Genomic DNA, 18,129 nt, shown 5'->3' on the forward strand with positions numbered 1-18,129 from the left:
GCCACCGTCTGACCAAGGGGAAGTGCACAGAGCAATCATGGGTACACAACGAACACGAGGCTCACGAGTCTGGCGCGGGATCGCGGCGGCGCTCGTCGGTCTCCTCACACTGGGGAGCGCCACCGCAGCCGTGGCGGCCCCGCCATACGAGACCGAAGCGACGCTCACAGCGATCGAATTCACGAATACCACGGTGACGAGCGGGTGGGATGCGGAGCTGACGGGAAGCTGGTCGCTGCCGGACAACCCCACCTCCCCGGCCGGGTTTGTCGTTGACCTGCCGGCCGATCTGCAGGGCCTGACCGACGCATTCCCGCTGCTCGACCCGAGTGGGGTGGCAATGGGGCAGTGCGAGGTGACGGCCACCCAGATCGTGTGTGACTTCGACGCGGCGTACCTCGAGGCGCACCCCTACAACCTGTCGGGAGACTTCAACTTCTGGGCCCAGGTGCGTACCACGGTGACCGAGGGCACCGAGACCACCTACGTGATTGACGGCAAGGAAGTCACGGTGATCGTGACGCCGCCCGACGGGCCGTGCACGGAAAACTGCAGCTTCGAAGGTCGCCAGAGCAGCAAGTGGGGCAGCTACGACCGTGCGACCGACACCATTATGTGGACCGTTGTGGTCGGGAGTGGCGTGAACGGCGCGGTGGGCGGTGAAACGATGCGGGTCGTGGACACCCCCGGTCCGAACCAGGAGATGCTCACCGAGTTCCAGGGGAACACCTACCCGGTGCTGCGCGCCACGAACGAGCTCGTCGTCACGGGATCCGGCGTTCAACAGCCGGGGAACTGGCAGTCGGTCCCGCTGGATCGATACTCCGTGGACGGGACGACCGTCGAGTGGACCGCGGAAGCGGGGTACTACTACAGCATTCGCTACGTGGCGCAGGTCACGGATGCAGGCGCGGCCGGGAGCTACACGAACTCGGCAACGGTCACGATCGGTGGCGAGGACCGCGTCGTCGGCAGCGAAGTCGTCCGTCAGGGTGGCGGCGGCACCGGCACCGGCGATCAGAAGGGCCGGTTCTCCATCACCAAGGCCGTGAACTGGGAGGGCCCGGCGGTCGAGGGCATCGAGTTCGGTGGCACGTTCACGGTGACCACCCCCGCCGGGGCGGAGAGCGCCGGGGAGTTCACGGTCACCGAGGGGAACACCTGGACGAGCCCGTCGTACCCGACCGGCTCAACCGTGCACATTGACGAGATTCTGCCCGCCGATCCGGCGAATCTCGACTGGGCGACGCCCGTGCTCTCGCAGAACGACTTCGCCATCGCCGGTGCGGCCACGACCGAGGTGACGCCGACCAACACCGCGTCGGTGGCTCAGGGGGTGTTCTCCGCCGCAAAGATCGTTGACGGCGACGGCGCCGCGGCTGTTGACCCCGACGCCGAGTTCCTGCTTGATTACGCGTACCCGGCCGGTCCCGGTTTCGACGCTGGATCGGGCACGCTCAGTCTGCCCGCCTCGGGCACCGCGGTGCAGTCCCCGAAGCTCCCCGTGGGCGCGGTGCTGACGCTGAGCGAGCGCACCCCGGAGCCCGTGAACGGTGCGAGCTGGACCGGCGCGACGCTGTCCACGGACACCGTGACCATTGGGCGAGATGACGTCGTCAACGTCACGGTCACCAACACGCTCAGCGCCGTTTCGGGTGGGCTGATCATCACCAAGCAGCTGACCGGTGCGGGCGCGGGTGAGTTCGCCGCCGAAGACGAGCTGACCTTCGCCGTGGTGTGCACCGTGGACCGGGAGACCGTCTTCGAACGAGACGTGACGCTGCAGGTGAACGGCCAGTCCGCGGTCACGTCGGAGGTTCTCACGCCGATCCCCGCCGGTGCCGAGTGCACCGTGACGGAGACCGCGGCGGGGAACTCGGACGCGGACCAGCGGCCGGCACCCGTGACCGTCACGATCCCCTGGGATCCGCAGGAACAGGTCAGCGGCACGGTCACCGCATCGTTGACGAACTTCTACAGCGCCGGATCCGTCGAGGTGACCAAGACGCTGGGCGGCGACGAGATCGCCGTTGCGGCAGCGCAGGATCGCGTCTTTGAGATCCTGGTCACCTGCCAGATCGAGGAGCGCGACAGCGCCGGATCGCCGGTGCGGGCGGACGTGTACTCCGGGACCGTCCGGATCAAGGGCGGCCAGACGAAGTTCCTCGGCGATGCGGGGGAGCCGCGCCTCCTGCCGCTCGGTACGAAGTGCTTCGCCGAGGAGACGGAGACCGGGGGCGCCGCGAAGGTGACCATCGATCACGACTCCTTCGAGAACGCCGCAGAGGTTCGTCGGGGCACCCCCGACGCGCTGCAGCGCCTGAGCATCAGCGCGGTGAACACGTTCGAAAACGCTGCGCTGACGGTCTCCAAGCAGGTCGTGGGGACGGGCACCGGCCAGCCCTACCACTTCGCGCTCGCCTGCACGATCCCCGAGGTCGGCACCGACGGCGCGCTGATCGACGCGGCCTACACGCTGCCCGAGGCGGATGCCGCCTTCACGCTCGCTGACGGCGAGGCACGCACGGTGACGGTTCCCGCGGGCGTGACCTGCCAGGTCACCGAGACCGACGTGCCGCGCGGCGCGACGGTGTCGATGCGAGACAGCGACGCCGCCTCGGACGGCGGGTCGACGGATGGCGTGGTATCCGCGATGTCCGGGACGAAGAACACCGTTGACGTGGTGAACACCTTCGCGGCTCCGCCGACGGGCCCGAAGCCGCCGCTGGCGACCACCGGTGGCGCGGGCCTCGCGGGCATTGGCGTGCTGAGCGCCGGACTCCTGCTCATCGGCGGTGCGCTGCTGCTGCTCCGGAAGCGCGGTACCGGCGCGCACACGGGCGCGTAGCCCCGCGGCTGAGTCCTGGGCCCCCGGTCGCGCCCGCTCCTCGGAGCGAGCGCGACCGGGGGCCGAGTCGTCTGGCGCGTCGGATGAGCCCCGAGGCGCGGCGCTTAGCGACACGGCGCTCCGGGAATGCGGCGGGGCGCTGGGCGTTGCATCACTCGGGGATCGGGGCGCGGTCGAGGGATCGCGGGCACGGAATTGCTCTGTGCGATCCCTCGACACGACACCGGACACGTGCTGTCCCGCTGAAAGGATGCATTCCGCATGACCACCACCTCCGAGCGCCCGCTCATCAAGCTCATCGTCGGCAGCGTGCGCCCCGTGCGCGTCGGCGACCAGATCGCCGCGGCGCTCGCCCCCGTGCTGGCCGAGGCGGCTGACGCCCGCGTGGAGATCGTTGACCTCGCGGAGCTCGGGCTGCCGCTGCTCGACGAACCGCTGATGCCGGCACTGAACCAGTACCAGCACGCGCACACCAAGGCCTGGAGCGCGAGTGTCTCGGAGAGCGACGCGGTGGTCTTCCTCACCCCGCAGTACAACGGCGGCTACCCCGCGTCCCTGAAGAACGCGATCGACTACCTGTTCCACGAGTGGAAGGGCAAGCCGGCATCCGTGATCAGCTACGGCGGCTACGGTGGCGGCGCGGCCGCGGAGCAGCTGCACAGCGTCATGAAGTTCATCGGCTTCGACACCGTGAGCCAGGGCGTCGAGATCACGCTGCCGCGTGAGTCCTATGGTGCCGACGGGCGACTCACCGACGCGGCACCGATCATCGCGGGCTCCGCGGATGATATTCGTGAGCTCGGCGAGGCGTTCGCGGCACGCCTGAACGAAGCGGTCGCGGCCTAAGCCGCCGCTGGGGCCCGGCTGGCGGCGCCCGACCCGGCTAGCGGCATCCGACCCGGCTGGCGGCGCCCGATTCGACTGGCTGGGCCCCACAACCGACCTCTTCTGGCACAACCGACCCCGAACTCGCGCGAAATCCTGCGTGTTCCGGGTCGGTTGTGCATTTCCGGCTCGGTTGTGGGGCGCGGCGACGCTGCGTGCTCCCGGGCCCCAGACTTCCGGAACCCAGGCTTCCGGAATCCAGGCTCGCGCAGCTCAGGACGAGCCGCGTCTCGGTCGCCGAGCGGACGGCCGATCCTGCGGGAGATGCGGCAGGCCGACGGGACGCGTGATCCCGCATCGCTTGCTACACTCGTGCCCGTGAGTTCCCGAGAGCTGTACTCCCAGCGTCAGGAGGTTGTTGGCGACGCACTCGCCGACGACGACTAGCTGGATGTCACCGCCGCGCCCGCGCCCTGCGCGCCCCGTGCGGCGGTGTCACCGTACCCTCACTCACCTCTGCGGGAGCGCACGCTGCAGACAGCTGTGCGCGGGCTCCCAGAAAGCGCGATCATGCTTCCCCTGACCGACTCCTTCATCCGTTCGTCCTTCATCAATGTCTCCCGTCGGGAGGTGAAGGAAATGACGGTGCCGGATCAGCTCGCCGAGTTCGGCCCGGACGACTGGGCACAGCTCGACTACCTCGGCTGGCGGGATCCGAAGTTTGTGCGGCGCGGCTACGTGGTCCTGCCCCGGCTCGACGGTGACCCCGTCGGGGTGCTCCTCACCCAGGCTGAGGCGACCCCGCGCGCCCGGGCACTGTGCAACTGGTGCCGCGACGTGCGGCTCCCCAACGATGTCGTCTTCTGGAGCGCGAAACGCGTGGGCGATGCCGGGCGGCGCGGCAACACCGTGGGCACCCTGGTGTGCCGCGCGTTCGAGTGCTCCCGCAACGTGCGGAATGATCCGCCGCCCGCGTACACCGGTTTCGATGTGGCGGCGGCGCGCGAGCGCCGGATCGACGATCTCCGGCTCAAAGCGGCGGGATTCGCCGACATGCTCCTCACCGGTCGGTAGCCGCGCGGCCCCGGTGCAGCGCGGACCGTGCCGCACCGGGGCCCGTCCCTCAATACAATGAGGGGAGTGGCACACGGAGATCGTGTCCGGACGTTGACGCAGAGTGACCCGATCGGGGAGTGCGCGTTCCGCGAGAGCGGTTGAGCCGGAAGCCACCTGCACAAGGGGGATGTTCAGGCGTGCGTGGCGCAATGCAGTGGGGGAGCCCGGTCCGGGCAGGTGCGGGTCGGGTCCGCGGGGACCAGTTGCGACGGTGGATCGCGGCGGCAGCGGCAATCACGCCGCTCGTCGCGTCACTCCTCGTCGCCTCGCCGGCACCCGCCCTCGCCACCGTGGAATCGTCACCGCCTCCCGTGGTGGAGAACTCCGCGGAACTCCCCTCGGCGGGGGACACCTCTGAGGCACCGGAGCCCGATCCCGTGGAACCCGATCCGGCGCAGTCTGATCCAGCGCAGTCTGGTCCAGCGCAGTCTGGTCCAGCGCAGTCTGATCCGGGGCGGTCCGAACCGGCGGAGGACGGCTCTGAGGCGACGGTGCCCGATCCCGTGGAACCCGATCCGGCGCAGTCTGATCCGGGGCGGTCCGAACCGGCGGAGGACGGCTCTGAGGCGACGGTGCCCGATCCGGTAGAGCCCGATCCGGGACGGGACGTGCCCGCGCCGACTCCGGCGGCGGATCCCGCGCCGGTGGGCGCGGGATCCGCCGACCGGCTTCCCGCCCCCGCGGGAGGAACGCCGAGCCCGAACGGGGCCGAGCCTTCGGGGCTGAACCTGTACACCGCCCAAGGGCTCGCTGAGCCGGTGAAGACGGTCACCGTGGAGCACCCGGAGTCGGGCATCCGGGTGGTCCGGCAATGGAACAAGGTCACCGGCCCCGTGTCCGGTCCGATCCGAGCGGGCGAGGTGCTGCAGTTCCACACGGCGATCACGAACACGGGCACGAACTCCTGGACTGCGGCGAACCCGCTCCGTTACGAGTCCACTCTGGACGAGCTCACCACGGGAGCGGTCTACTCCGGCTCTCGCACGGGCACGCACCCGAACTACTGCGCGCCGACGGAGTGGTCGGCAAACTGCGGCTCCGGGATCACGCAGAGCGGCTCGGCCCTGTCGCTGAGCTTCGCCCTCGCCCCGGGCGCGACCCGCTACATCAGCGTGCGCGTCCAGGTGCGCAACCATTTCCCCGACTCCCTCCTCCTCGCGGACACCGCAACGGTCTCGGGTGCTCTCGGGGTAGGTGGGGCGCCGTTCACGACCGATGCTCGGCTCGCGGCACCGGTCACCGCGCAGCTTCCGGACCTCGAGTTCGTCACGGAACGCTTGACGAAGGTGGGCGGGGCGGCGCAGGGCCCGATCCGCGCCGGCGACGTGCTGCAGTACCACGTTGCCGTCAAGAACTCGGGGGCCGGCGACTGGACGGCGAAGTCAGCCTGGGCCGAAGACCGGCTCGCCACCATCACGACCGACATTTCGGGGCTGCGTGACGACGCGATCATTCTCGGCGCTCGCGCGGGCGCACACTCGAGCTACTGCGGGCCCACGGAGTGGAGCCCCTACTGCGGCAGTTCCCCCACCGCCGACGCGGAAGGCCGGATCTCGCAGAGCTTCCCGCTGAACGCCGGGGCCATCTACTACGTCAACGTGCGGATCCAGATCACGAACGACTTCCTCGCGGGAGACCAACGCCTGGCACACGCCTTTGTTGCGTCAGGGGACCCCGGGGCGGGGGCCCCACGGGTTGAACGTACCGCCGAATTTGATGACCGAGTGACCGTGCAACACCCGGATCTCGCGTTTTCGGACGCGCGATGGACGAAGGTCGCGGGGAAGGCGGGCGGCCCGATCCGCGCCGGCGACGTGTTGCAGTACCACGTGGCCGTGAAGAACGTGGGCGCGGGGGATTGGACGGCGAAGTCCGCGTGGGCGGCCGAGCGGCTTGCCACGATCACCGCGGACGTGTCCGGGCTGCGCGATGACGCGGTGATCCTGGGCTCGCGCGTTGGACCCAACGCGTACTACTGCGGTCCCACCGAATGGTCCCCGTACTGTGGCACCGCCCCCGCTGTCGCCGCTGACGGCACCATCGTGGAGCGGTTCGCGCTCGCCGCCGGTGCCACACAATTCTTCAACATTCGGATGCAGATCACGAACGATTTCCTTGCGGGAGACCAACGCCTCGATTCTGTGTTCACCACGACCGGGGAGCCCGGGAACGGCGAACCGCGGATCACGCGGACCCATGAGTTCAGCGATCGGGTCGAGGTGCAGCACCCCGACCTCGAATTCTCGGACGCACGGTGGACGAAGGTCGCGGGCAAGGCAGGCGGCCCGATCCGCGCCGGCGACGTGTTGCAGTACCACGTGGCCGTGAAGAACACGGGTGCGGGGGATTGGACGGCGAAGTCCGCGTGGGCGGCCGAGCGGCTCGCGACGGTCACCGCCGACGTGTCAGGACTGCGCGATGACGCGGTGATCCTGGGCTCGCGCGTGGGACCGAACTCCTATTACTGCGGGCCGACGGAGTGGTCGCCGTACTGCGGCACCTCACCGGCCGTGGCCGCCGACGGCACCGTGACCGAGAAGTTCGCACTTGCCGCAGGCGCGACCCACTACGTCAACGTGCGGATCCAGATCACGAACGATTTCCTTGCGGGGGATCAGCGTCTCGACGCGGTGTTCACCACGACCGGGGAGCCTGGGAACGGCCAGCCGAGGGTCACACGGACGCATGAATTCAGCGATCGGGTCGAGGTGCAGCACCCGGACCTGGAACTCGCCGATGCGCGGTGGACGAAGGTCGCGGGCAAAGTGGGCGGCCCGATCCGCGCCGGCGACGTGCTGCAGTATCACGTGGCCGTGAAGAACACGGGCGCGGGGGATTGGACGGCGAAGTCCGCGTGGGCGGCGGATCGCCTCGCGCAGATCACCGCCGACGTGTCGGGCCTCCGCGATGATGCCGTGGTGATCGGCGCGCGCGTGGGTGCCAGCGCCGGATACTGCGCGCCCACCGAGTGGTCCCCCTATTGCGGCACGTCTCCGGCGGTCAGCGCGGACGGGACAATCTCGGAGTCCTTCCCGCTCGCGGCCGGCGCGACGCACTACATGAACGTGCGGATCCAGATCACGAACGATTTCCTTGCGGGGGATCAGCGTCTCGACACCGTATTCACCACCGGCGGGGACCCGGGCAATGACCGGCCCAGGATCGAGCACTCCCATGCGTTCGGCGAGCGCGTCACCGTGCAGCATCCTGAACTGCAGATTCAGCGCCAGCTCTGGACCAAGGTCGGCGGCGACCCGCAGGGGCCGGTCCGCGCAGGAGACGTGTTGCAGTACCACGTTGCCGTGAAAAACACGGGCGACGGCGACTGGGTGGCGAAGTCGAGCTGGGCGAACGAAACGCTCGCCCGGTTCTCCAGCGACCTGACCGGCGTGCTGGACGATGCCGTGTTCATGGAATCGCGGACCGGTACCCACGCCACGTATTGCGGGCCCACCGAAATGACCGCATCCTGCGGCAGCGCGCTGCCGGCGCCCATCGACGGAAAGATCGTCTCTGACTTCGCCCTCCCCGCCGGCGCTGTGCAGTACATGAACTACCGGGTGCGCGTCTCCGACGCCTACACGGGGGACCACCGACTCGTGAACCCCGTGTGCGCGACGGGGAACCCCGGAAACGGCCAAGCGGCGGTGTCAGACTGTGGGGAGACCCTCGCTGAGCTGGAACTCCAGTATCCAGACGTCGAGGTGACCGTCTCCACGGAGAAGCGCCCCAATCCCACGTCGGCGCTCCGCGCCGGAGACACCGTCAGCTACACCGTCAGCCTCGAGAACACGGGGGACGGTGACTGGAATCAGCCATCGAATTGGGCAGCGGGCAATCCGCTCTCACTCACCATGGATCTCTCCGACGTGCTGGACGATGCCGCGGTCACGCGCGCGCCCACGGGCGGGGCGTCGATCGCTCAGACAGAGCTCCGCTGGTCAGGCGGACTCGCCGCGGGCCGCACGCAACGCATCGAATTCGATGTGCGGGTGGCGAATCAGAGTGCCGGATCAGGCAGCAACCTGATGCTTCGCGCGGAGGCGGTGGCGACGGGGGACACCCGAAACCCGGCCGCCCAGCCTTCCCACCTCACCCGATCGGCCGAGACCGAACTGGGAGTGGGCGAGCGGTGGACGCTGAGTAAGCGGGCATACCGCGCGAACGGTGATGAGCTGTCCGAACATGCGTCGGTGCGGCCCGGCGACGCGATTACCTATCGCGTCGAGGCATCCGCGGTCGGCGGCTGGCCCGTCCCCCGAGTTGCGCTCAGCGACGACCTCAGCGATGTGCTCGATAATGCTGAGCTCGAGGGCGATGTCGAGCTGCGCATCGGCGATGCGCCGGGACGCGTGCTGCCGGTGCGCGACGATACGGTCGAAACCGGAGAATTTGTGTTGCCGGGGACCGGGAACGCGGCGATCGTGTACACCGTCCGGGTGCCCGAGGACATGCGTTCGGGAACGCTGCGGAACTCGGCGTCGGGGGAGGCCTTCGGGGTTGCCGGAGGCGCGATCGCACCTCAGGGCTGCGGTGCGGCCCAGACTCCGTGCATCACCGAGCACCGAATCACGGCACCCGAGCCGCTGATCGAGAAGCGGATGTCGCCAGGCGCGAGCGTCGCCCGCGGCGACACGGTGAGCTACACGGTGCGGGTCACGAACCCGGGCCCCGGCGCGTGGACGGAGCGCACCCCGCTCTCCATGATCGATGAGCTGGGGCGGGTCCTGGATGACGCGGAGATGCTGGGGGAGTCGGGTGCCGAGGTGACGGTGCACACCAGCGACCCGTCCGCAGCAGCCAGTCTCCCCGTTCGGAATGAGCGCATCGCGTGGTCGGGGTCGCTGGCGGCGGGAGCCTGGGTCGAGTTCCAGTACCGGGTGCGGGTCGGGACCGATGCCAGTGCCGGTGACCGGGTCTTGGTGAACGAGGCCTGCACGGGCGCTCCCGGGAAAGAACGGGTGTGCGACGAGGTACGGGCCACGATCCCGCTCTCGCCGACCGAGATTGACCGGCCACAGTGGGGCGGCGGGGATGCGGACGGCTGTGCGACCCCGCCGTGGATTACGCTGCCGGTCACGCCCGGGGTGGTGTACACGATGGCCGGAACCGTCGAACCCGGGGGATCGGTGACGGTCACGGCGACCCCGCGTCCGGGCTACACGCTGGTCGTGCCGGCCGGGTGGACGCCCGATCCGGACGGTGTCACCGCGAGCTTCACGGTCGAGTTCCCCACGTGTGAGGGGAAGAACTACGTCTTCCCCGAGGTGGACGTCGTCCTGGGTGGCTGCGCCGAAGACGGGACGATCACCCCGCCCGCGGTGCGTCTGCCCGACACCGAGGGGATCGAGTATCGCATCGACGGCGAGGTGGTTGCAGGTGGCACGGTCGTGATCACGGCGACCGCGCAACCCGGATTCACGCTTCGGGTGTTGGCACACTCCACCGGGTGGCAGCTCGCCCCGGACGGGCAGACCGCCTCCCACACCGTCACCTTCCCCAAGCCCGCGTGTTCGGGACCTGGCGAAGGCGGCTCGGCATGGGTCCCGGACCTTCCGATCTGGACGGGCCCCAGCTGCGAGGTGCCGGACCGCGCCCCCGCGCTCACCCTGCCGGACACAGAGGGGCTGGAATACTCCGTCGAGGGTGAGGTCGCGCTCGGCTCGACCGTGACGGTGACCGTGCGCGCCCTGGACGGGTCGGTGCTCGGTCACCGGGACGGCTGGACGTACAGCTCCGACCGACGCAGCGCGAGCTGGCGCATTGCGTTCGCGCCGCCGAGCGGGTGCGATACTGGCGGAAATACCGACGGCGGCCCGACCGAGCCGGGCGGCGAGGGCGGAACCGACGGCGAGACCGACGGTGGGACCGAGGGTGGCGAAGACGGTGGCGGAACCGAGGGCGGAACCGACCCGTCTGAACCCGGCACTGACCCCTCGGACGACATCGAGGTGCCGCCGATTCCGAGCCTGCCCGATCCGGTGTGCGTGGCCGGGGACGTCGTCATGCCGAGCCTCGAAGTGATCCTCGTGCCCGGTGTGTGGTACGAAGTTGCGGGGGAGATCGCCCCTGGGGCTACGGTGGTGCTGACCGCGCGGACGCTGCCCGGGTACATCTTGCAGAACACGGCGGACTGGATGACGGGCCGCTGGGAGGTCGCACCGGATCGGCGCAGCGCCACGCAGACGGTGCGATTCCCCACCGTGGAGGAGCTCTGCGGCGGCGGAATCGGCCCCACGGACCCCACGGATCCGACGGACCCGACCGAGCCCACGGATCCGACGGATCCGACGGACCCGACCGAGCCCACGGATCCGACCGAGCCCACGGATCCGACCGAGCCGACGGATCCGACCGAGCCCACGCATCCGACTGAGCCCACCGATCCGACCGGCCCAACACGCCCCACGGACCCCACCGCGCCTGCCGACCCGGGCGATCCCGGCGCGCCGGCGCGTCCGGGCGGCTCTGCCGATCCCGCGGGCACGAGCGCCCCGCTCCCGGCGGCCGAACGTTCGCTTGCGGTGACCGGGAGCGCCGGCACCTTCGGCGTCCTGCTCGGTGCCGCCGCATGCTTCCTCGTCGGCGCGGCGATGTTCACCCGTCGGCGCGGCACCGCGGAGCGAAACGGCTAGCGCGCGCGTCGGCGAAGTCCGAGCATCACTCCAGCGAGCAGGCTCACGGCCGCGAGGGCGATCACCGGGGCGGGGTTCGCGCCGCCCGTGCGTGCAAGCTTCGTGCCGGCCCAGTCTGTTCCGCCCCCACTCGTCGGAGGAGTCGTGGGTGTCACCGGTCCGGCAGGATCGCTCGGGCCGCCGGGCTCGGTCGGTCCACCCGGGTCCGTGGGCTCCGTCGGATCGGTCGGTCCGGTCGGGTCCGTGGGCTCCGTCGGATCCGTGGGGTCCGTGGGGTCCGTGGGATCGACCTTCGAACGCGTGAACTTCCAGGAGCCGGTGAACTCGAGATCCGCGCCGTCGACCACCTGGGTGGAAGGCTCCCAACCCGCAAACTGCCAGAACCCGTCCGGAACCGTGACGGAGCGGACCTCGAGCGGTTCGGGCGTCACCTCAGTCCCCTGCACCGCACTGCTCGGCGCGGGGAGCAACGCCGTCACCGCTGCGGGGAGCTCCCCGCCCGCGACGTCGTGGAAAGCGTAGTTCACGACGAACTCGGCGTCAGGGTCCACGGTGTACGCCCATTCACCCTGAAAGTGGAGGTTGGCGGCATCGACGATCGCCTGCTCGGGCACCCACCCGGTGAATGACCAGCTGCCCTGTCCATCGCGCACCGTGGTTACCGCCGGTGCGGGTGGGGTGACCGTGCTGCCATCGACCTGCATGGTCGCCCGCGGGGGGAGCAACGCGAGTACGGACTCGGGGAGCGCGCGCCCGGCCGTGCCGCTGACGAACTCGAAATCTGCGTCATAGGTGTGGACCATGGTGAGATCCACCGCGTTTCCCGTGGCATCAAAAGTGAGCGGCATCATCGCGTGGAAGAACGCGTCCATCCGCATCTCACCGCTCACGGTGGGATCGGTCATGGTGAATGTCTTGCCCGCCACGAATGCGGACTGGGGGACGTAGAAGGCGCGCGCCGGGGTCGTCAGACTCAGGGACTGCGGCTGGTTCGCATCGAGCTGAGCGCCGGTGACCTTGCTTCCGTCCTCGTTGACAAGAACGAACTCGGCGGCATATCGTCCGGTCTCGGCATCGTAGGACACCGAGGTGCACCGGATGAACGAGCTCAACTCGGTGTCGGGGTTCTGGGCTTCGACCTCGGACTGGAGCGCATCGCACTCGACGAACCCGGGGTCACTTGACACCACCTCGCTGTCAACGGTGAACGAGATATCCCAGTTTCCGCTGAACGTCTTCTCCGCCCACCGGGCCGGAGTGTTCCCGGAGCCGAACCCCCAGACGGTTTTGAAGAGCCGGTAGGAACGCCACAGGCTCGTCATGTCCAGGTTGCCACGGTAGGCGATCTGGTAGGCCGTGTCCGGAGCATCGCCCTTTGCGGAGTCATACAGGAACTCGCTGTTGCTGGTGATCTGGCCACTGTTGTCGATCGCGTAGGCGTCTGCCGACACAGCGATCGTTACCGGTGTGGCGGCGTGTGCGGGCGTGGCGAGTCCCAGCAGCGCGACGCAGGCGGCAAGCGTAGCGGCGGCGAGAGCGGTGGTGCGTTTCATCTGATTTCCCCCCAGTCGGCAGACGTGCCCACACCATAACCCGAGACATAGAAAAAAGATAGCTTCGGGCAAGGGGGACGCGGCGGGCAAGAAGAGTAGGCTCCCAAGGGTGACTCGCATCCTGCTCTTCGAACCCCGCATCGCCGGCAACACCGGCAACGTGATCCGCATGGCCGCCGGATCGGGGGCCGAGCTCCACCTCGTGAACCCGCTCTTCGATTTCGAAGACGCGAAGCTGCGCCGTGCGGGTCTCGACTACCACGATCTGGCGATCGTGCAGCAGCACGATTCATTTGAGGCAGCGCTGCACGCACTCCAGCCGGCCCGCGTGTTCGCGTTTACCGCCCGTACGGAGCGTTCCTACACTGACGTCTCATACGAGCCGAGCGATGTGCTGCTGTTCGGCCCGGAACCGACGGGGCTGAGCGAGGAGATCTTGGCGCACGAGGCCGTGACCGATCGGCTGCGCGTCCCGATGCTCCCGGGGCGGCGTTCCATGAACCTGGCGAACTGCGTCGCGGTCGCCACCTACGAGGCCTGGCGACAGCGGGGCTTCCCGGGAGCAGGAACGGACACCGGGGTGTGAGGCTCGCAACGCTGGCGCTCACGCCGTGGTATCGCCGCCCTGAATCCCGGCGCGGTGGCGGCACGGACCATCCCGGGTCGACGCTTCCCACGGCGATCCTCGATCATGCGTCGCCGGTGATCCGCGCGCTCGTCGCGCAAGCTCGGGAACGCGCGGTTGCTGGGGATGGCACGGCCGGCCCGGCGTCGCCGCTCGCCACGGTGCGCGCCGCACACGCGCTGATCCGGGATGCGGTGCGGCCCGTCACCGCGATGGAGGAGACCACTCCGGCCTCCCGCGTCTTGGCCCGCGGGACGGGATCGTGCAGCCAGCGCCTCGGGGTGCTGGAGAGTGCCGCCCGCGCGATCGGCGTGGAAACCCGGGTGCGTGCGCTCTCGATTGACGGCGCGTTCTGGCGACCCCGCTTCCCGCGCCTCACTTTTGCGCTGCCGGACCGGGTGTTGCTGGCGTGGCCTGAGTTCCGGTTCGACGCGTGGCGCTCCGCCTCGGAGCTGTTTGGGCCGTTGGGCTGCGGAGCTGGCGGGGCCTTCACGAACTCCGGTGCGGAAACGCTGTTCGAAGCCGCGGGGCGGTGCGCCGTCGACTGGGACGGGAGAACGAATGGGGATCCCGCGGACCTTTCCACGTACCTGCGTGCGGACCTCGGCTACGTTACGGACCGAGACGAGCTGTTCGCGCGGTTCGGCCAGACCCTGTGCTTCCCTTCGCGCGTGATCGCAGACCCGGTGATGCGCCGGATCCCGGCCTGAGCGGGCGGCACCGCCGAGCGTTCGAAGAGCATCGCACGCATCCGCCCGTCGAGCCGGTGGCTCAGCCCCGAGGCTGCCGACCAGTACCGCGACGAGCCTGGTGACAGGGCGCGGAGGCTGCCCGCAATGACACTGGACGTCAGTGGGGTGAGTGTGGGAGTGGGGGCGGCTCCATCACAACTGGAGGTTCTTATTCGTGTTGCGAGGCCCGGGCGCCACGCTGCGAGCGCAGCTGGGCGGCGAGGCCCGCGGCGTCCTGCTGGATCCAGTACTCGGCGATCAGGCCGTCCGCGACGCGATACACGGCACTGCCGACGGTCTCAATGGGGTGGCCCGTCGGCGGATGCCCGTCGATCATGCCCACGTGGTGCCCACGCTGCGTCCAGCGGGCATACGCCTTATCGCCGTCGACGAGCAGCTCGTCGACGGTGAACTCGAAGTTTCCGAACATCTCGATCATTTCTTCGACGTGCTCGGTGTAGTTCGCGGGGCTTCGCTCCAGGGTTTCGCCGGCCCCCGCGCGCACCTGGTTCGCCAGCACCACGGGCGCGAAGTACTCCGACGCGCGCTTCGGCGAGCGGCCACTGCGGACGTGCTCGAGGAACGCGCGGACGGTGGTTTCGGTGCTTCGGCTCATGGGACGAGTGTAGTAGCGCGGGAGGCGGCGAATAATCCTGCCGCCCTACTGGGCCACGCGGGCAGCCCACTCGCTCACGGGGCGCGGCTGCAGGCCGAGCAGCTGCTGCGCGCTGCGCGCCGCCGACACCACGAAGCGATCCTGCGTGTTGAGTGCACGGTAGAGGCCGACGACGGGGCCCGCGCCGGGACCAAAGAGCGGGGTGATGAGCTCACCGAACTGGTCCGGCGTGATGCCCTCGAACCGTACTTCCCGGCCCCACACGCTTTCCAATGCCGTGGCGACGTCTGCGCCGGAGAGGCCGGGCAGGTGCCCGACCGACACCGTCCCCGTGACGGTGGTGTCGGTCAGGAGATGCGCGGCCACCGCGGCCACGTCGGTGTGGGAGCTCCAGGACACGGGATAGTCGACGGGCAACGGGTAACGCAGCACGCCTTCGGCGCGCGCCGGGCCCTGCACCACCGGAAGGAGCAGGTTCTCGAGGTAGAGGCGAGGCTCCACGATAGCGGCGGAGACGCCGGAGTCCGTGACCTCGCGGATGAGCGTGGCGAGCGGGCTGTCGGCGGGTGCCTGCATGGGCGAATCGGGTTCGCTGACCACGACGCCGCTCGTGGAAATGACGACCCGCGCCGGGCGTGCTGCGGAGATCGCCGTTGCGATCGCGCTGGCCTGGAGCTGAGCCTGCGCGTGATCAGCGAGGGGGAGGTGGACAAACACGCCACTGGTGCCGGTGTAGAGGTCGGTGAGCGCGGCCGCGTCGGCGAGGTCGACTGAGACGCCGGTGACCCCTTCGGGGAGCGCGGTGAGATCGCGGACCGCCGCGGTCGCGTCGTGGCCTGCGTTTCGGAGGGCGGACAGGACGGGGGAGCCTTGAGCGCCGGTGGCGCCGTGAATGATGAACGTCATGGCTCTATTAGTGCATATGGTGCACCAGTTACGTCAAGTGAACTTATGGCGCGTATGATCACTCCCATGAGTTCCACAGAACTGCCCGAGTGCGGGGTCGCGCGTTTCTTGATGCTCTGCAGCGGGCCGTGGGCCACGCTGATCGTGCGGGAACTCCTGCACGGCCCGCAGCGCTTCGGGGAACTTCGCGAGGCCCTTCCCGGGGTCAGCGCGCACACGCTGACGAGTCGCCTGCGCAGCTTCGAGGAGCGCGGGATCCTCACGCGCACGGCCTACGCGGAGATCCCGCCGCGCGTGGTGTACGAGCTCACGGAGCTGGGGCGGGAACTCCGCCCGGTGCTCGATGCGATGAACGCGTGGGGGAGCGCCGCACCGGCGTCCGCGTTCACCGCGGCGAAGGTCACCGCCCCGCGGTGAACGCGAGCAGCTGTTCGGTCACCAGCAGCAGCCCGAGCGCGATCATGGTGACCCCGGCGATCTTCGTGATGACGAGGCCCGCGCGCGGCCGCGTGCCGAGCAGGCGGCGCGAGCCGTGCGCCACGGCGAAGTAGATCACGATGCAGTTGGCGACGTGCAGGAGTCCGAGCACAAACATCTGCGCTTCCGGTCGCCAGGCGGCCCCCGCGGAGGTGAATTGCGGGAGCAGTGCGAGGAGCAGGAGCAGCCCCTTCGGGTTGAAGCCGCTCACCCCCGCCCCGCGCAGGAACTGGCTGGTGAAGCCGCCGCTCGGCACCGCGGTCGTGTCGTCGAAGCTGTGGGCCGGTCCGCGCAGCGTCGTGACGCCGAGATACACGAGGTACGCCGCACCGAGCACGGTGAGGGCGGTGAGCAGCGGCGGGAAGGTGGCAACGAGCGCACCGGCCCCGAGCGCGAGCACGCCGATCATGACGACGTAACCGAACGCCATCCCGAGGACCGCGGGGACGACCGAGCCCGGCCGCAACCCCGTCGCGATCGCGAACGCCCAGTCGGGGCCGGGCGTGAGCGCGAGCAGGATCGCGATGGTCCAGAACTGCAGCATGAGGGCGCCGTCCACCGAATCTCCTGTTCGTCGCCCGGCAGGGAGTTCCGGGCGATCAAGAGAGTACGCAGATTTGCGCGAAATGTGCTTCGCTTCTCGCGCGGAAACGCCGGAATCGGTGGCATAATTTCGAAGATGGACGCAATCGACCGGGAGATTCTTTCAATCGTGCAACGCGATGGGCGCATGACGACCACGGACCTCGCCGATCGCGTGGGCTTGAGCCTCTCCGCGTGCCACCGCAGGCTCAAGGAGCTGGAGCGATCCGGAGCGATCCAGGGGTATCGCGCGGTGGTGGCCCCGGCCGCGGTGGGGCTCACCTTTGAGGCGATCGTGTTCGTCACGATGCAGCACACCGCGCTCGAAGTGATCTCCGCGTTCGAGTCAGCGGTGGCGGACATGCCGAGCGTGGTCGAGGCGCAGCGTTTGTTCGGACAGCCCGACTACATGCTGCGCGTCTTGGCCCGTGATCTCCCTGACTATCAGGCGTTCTTCGATTCAACGTTGACCGGCCTGCCGGGCGTTCAGCGGCTGACCTCGACGATGGTCATGAAGCAGATCGGTCCCGACTGGACCGTCCCGATCTCCTAGCTTTGTCGCCACCGCGCGCGGCGCGGCGTTCGCACAGCTCCCGAGGATCGTCGAGGACGTGTCGGTCCGCCGTGCTTGGGTGCCTATGCGGTGTGTCGGCTGAGGGGCCGCGCACCCCGCGCGACCCCTCAGCCGGGGCGAGTGGCGGCGCTATCGCAGCACCGGCTCAGTGGCCGCGTTCGCCGCTGCCGCGGTGACGGCGCGGCGCAGCGCCACGAAGAACACGATCATGCCAGCGGTGACCAGCATGTGCCCGAGCCCCGCGATGCCGGAGATCATCTTGTTCGACTCGAGCCCGAGCACGGTGAGACTGCCGTGCCAGATCAGCATGCCGGAGGTGAGAATCACGCCGGCGTTGTACAGCCAGAAGAACCAGGCGAAGAGCTTTCGGCTGCGCGAGATCGTGAACACCTTTTCGAGCGCCAGCGCGATCAGCAACACGATGAAACCGAGCGTCAGGAGGTGGGTGTGCGCGAGGCCGAGCTGGCTGAACTGCCCCTCGGGGAAGTCGTTGAGCTTGGTGAATTCGCGGTAGAACAGGCCGGAGGAGACGCCGACGAGCAGGTAGAGGAACGCGGCGTTGAGAAGCGGTTTCATGGGATCCTTCTTCGGTTTCAGGGGAACGTGGTGCGGTGAAATGGGTGTAGTGAACCGCGCCGGGT

General features: G+C 69.0%; 13 protein-coding genes. 8 read left to right on the top strand and 5 right to left on the bottom strand.

The window, feature by feature from the left end:
- The first annotated feature begins 37 nt into the window (after positions 1 to 37).
- The 4 genes from D3230_RS15175 (at position 38) to D3230_RS15190 (ending at position 11,424) form a co-directional block, all read left to right on the top strand.
- A complete protein-coding gene (locus D3230_RS15175; protein ID WP_202345900.1) occupies positions 38 to 2,848 on the top strand; it encodes a DUF5979 domain-containing protein in 2,811 nt (936 codons plus the stop codon).
- A 261-nt stretch (positions 2,849 to 3,109) separates the two neighbouring features.
- Positions 3,110 to 3,694, top strand: coding sequence for an NADPH-dependent FMN reductase (locus D3230_RS15180; protein ID WP_202345901.1), 585 nt, complete (start codon positions 3,110 to 3,112; stop codon positions 3,692 to 3,694).
- Positions 3,695 to 4,243: 549 nt separating this feature from the next.
- A complete protein-coding gene (locus D3230_RS15185; protein WP_202345902.1) occupies positions 4,244 to 4,747 on the top strand; it encodes an FBP domain-containing protein in 504 nt (167 codons plus the stop codon).
- 179 nt (positions 4,748 to 4,926) lie between these two features.
- Positions 4,927 to 11,424 carry a DUF7927 domain-containing protein gene (locus D3230_RS15190; protein WP_202345903.1) on the top strand — a complete coding sequence of 2,166 codons (6,498 nt, stop codon included), beginning with the start codon at positions 4,927 to 4,929 and terminating at the stop codon, positions 11,422 to 11,424.
- On the opposite strand, the gene D3230_RS15195 is transcribed toward D3230_RS15190, so the two are convergent.
- Positions 11,421 to 12,977, bottom strand: coding sequence for an SHIRT domain-containing protein (locus D3230_RS15195; protein WP_202345904.1), 1,557 nt, complete (start codon positions 12,975 to 12,977; stop codon positions 11,421 to 11,423). The two genes, D3230_RS15190 and D3230_RS15195, sit on opposite strands and share 4 nt — an antisense overlap.
- A 109-nt stretch (positions 12,978 to 13,086) precedes the next feature.
- Here D3230_RS15195 and D3230_RS15200 point away from each other — a divergent pair, with 109 nt between their 5' ends.
- Complete coding sequence (locus D3230_RS15200; RefSeq protein ID WP_202345905.1) at positions 13,087 to 13,563, top strand: TrmH family RNA methyltransferase; 477 nt, start codon at positions 13,087 to 13,089, stop codon at positions 13,561 to 13,563.
- Entirely contained in the window at positions 13,560 to 14,312 is a 753-nt protein-coding gene (locus D3230_RS15205) for a transglutaminase domain-containing protein (RefSeq protein WP_202345906.1), read from the top strand. Before D3230_RS15200 ends, D3230_RS15205 begins: the two co-directional genes overlap by 4 nt.
- A gap of 190 nt (positions 14,313 to 14,502) precedes the next feature.
- Here the strand turns inward: D3230_RS15205 and D3230_RS15210 are convergent, their stop codons facing one another.
- Positions 14,503 to 14,949 carry an ester cyclase gene (locus D3230_RS15210; RefSeq protein ID WP_202345907.1) on the bottom strand — a complete coding sequence of 149 codons (447 nt, stop codon included), beginning with the start codon at positions 14,947 to 14,949 and terminating at the stop codon, positions 14,503 to 14,505.
- Between the two features lie 45 nt (positions 14,950 to 14,994).
- Entirely contained in the window at positions 14,995 to 15,855 is an 861-nt protein-coding gene (locus D3230_RS15215) for an SDR family oxidoreductase (RefSeq protein ID WP_202345908.1), read from the bottom strand.
- A gap of 66 nt (positions 15,856 to 15,921) precedes the next feature.
- Between D3230_RS15215 and D3230_RS15220 the strand changes: the two genes are divergently transcribed.
- The gene (locus D3230_RS15220) at positions 15,922 to 16,272 is read left to right on the top strand and encodes a winged helix-turn-helix transcriptional regulator (RefSeq protein WP_237467677.1); all 351 of its coding nucleotides are present in this window, start codon (positions 15,922 to 15,924) and stop codon (positions 16,270 to 16,272) included.
- Here the strand turns inward: D3230_RS15220 and D3230_RS15225 are convergent.
- A complete protein-coding gene (locus D3230_RS15225; RefSeq protein WP_202345910.1) occupies positions 16,256 to 16,891 on the bottom strand; it encodes a LysE family transporter in 636 nt (211 codons plus the stop codon). The two genes, D3230_RS15220 and D3230_RS15225, sit on opposite strands and share 17 nt — an antisense overlap.
- Before the next feature lie 120 nt (positions 16,892 to 17,011).
- Between D3230_RS15225 and D3230_RS15230 the strand changes: the two genes are divergently transcribed.
- Positions 17,012 to 17,467, top strand: coding sequence for an Lrp/AsnC family transcriptional regulator (locus D3230_RS15230; protein ID WP_202345911.1), 456 nt, complete (start codon positions 17,012 to 17,014; stop codon positions 17,465 to 17,467).
- 150 nt (positions 17,468 to 17,617) lie between these two features.
- Here D3230_RS15230 and D3230_RS15235 read toward each other — a convergent pair whose 3' ends face one another.
- The gene (locus D3230_RS15235; RefSeq protein ID WP_202345912.1) at positions 17,618 to 18,064 is read right to left on the bottom strand and encodes a DUF2871 domain-containing protein; all 447 of its coding nucleotides are present in this window, start codon (positions 18,062 to 18,064) and stop codon (positions 17,618 to 17,620) included.
- Between the last annotated feature and the right edge of the window lie 65 nt (positions 18,065 to 18,129).

Origin of the sequence: Leucobacter chromiireducens subsp. solipictus, from assembly GCF_016758195.1 — a bacterium.
Lineage (GTDB): Bacteria > Actinomycetota > Actinomycetes > Actinomycetales > Microbacteriaceae > Leucobacter > Leucobacter solipictus.

What these genes read in the sequence shown, in the direction of transcription:
- D3230_RS15175 (WP_202345900.1), top strand. Translation starts at nt 38, where the DNA reads ATGGGTACACAACGAACACGAGGCTCACGAGTCTGGCGCGGGATCGCG.
- D3230_RS15180 (WP_202345901.1), top strand. Translation starts at nt 3,110, where the DNA reads ATGACCACCACCTCCGAGCGCCCGCTCATCAAGCTCATCGTCGGCAGC.
- D3230_RS15185 (WP_202345902.1), top strand. Translation starts at nt 4,244, where the DNA reads ATGCTTCCCCTGACCGACTCCTTCATCCGTTCGTCCTTCATCAATGTC.
- D3230_RS15195 (WP_202345904.1), bottom strand. Translation starts at nt 12,977, where the DNA reads ATGAAACGCACCACCGCTCTCGCCGCCGCTACGCTTGCCGCCTGCGTC.
- D3230_RS15210 (WP_202345907.1), bottom strand. Translation starts at nt 14,949, where the DNA reads ATGAGCCGAAGCACCGAAACCACCGTCCGCGCGTTCCTCGAGCACGTC.
- D3230_RS15215 (WP_202345908.1), bottom strand. Translation starts at nt 15,855, where the DNA reads ATGACGTTCATCATTCACGGCGCCACCGGCGCTCAAGGCTCCCCCGTC.
- D3230_RS15220 (WP_237467677.1), top strand. Translation starts at nt 15,922, where the DNA reads ATGAGTTCCACAGAACTGCCCGAGTGCGGGGTCGCGCGTTTCTTGATG.
- D3230_RS15230 (WP_202345911.1), top strand. Translation starts at nt 17,012, where the DNA reads ATGGACGCAATCGACCGGGAGATTCTTTCAATCGTGCAACGCGATGGG.
- D3230_RS15235 (WP_202345912.1), bottom strand. Translation starts at nt 18,064, where the DNA reads ATGAAACCGCTTCTCAACGCCGCGTTCCTCTACCTGCTCGTCGGCGTC.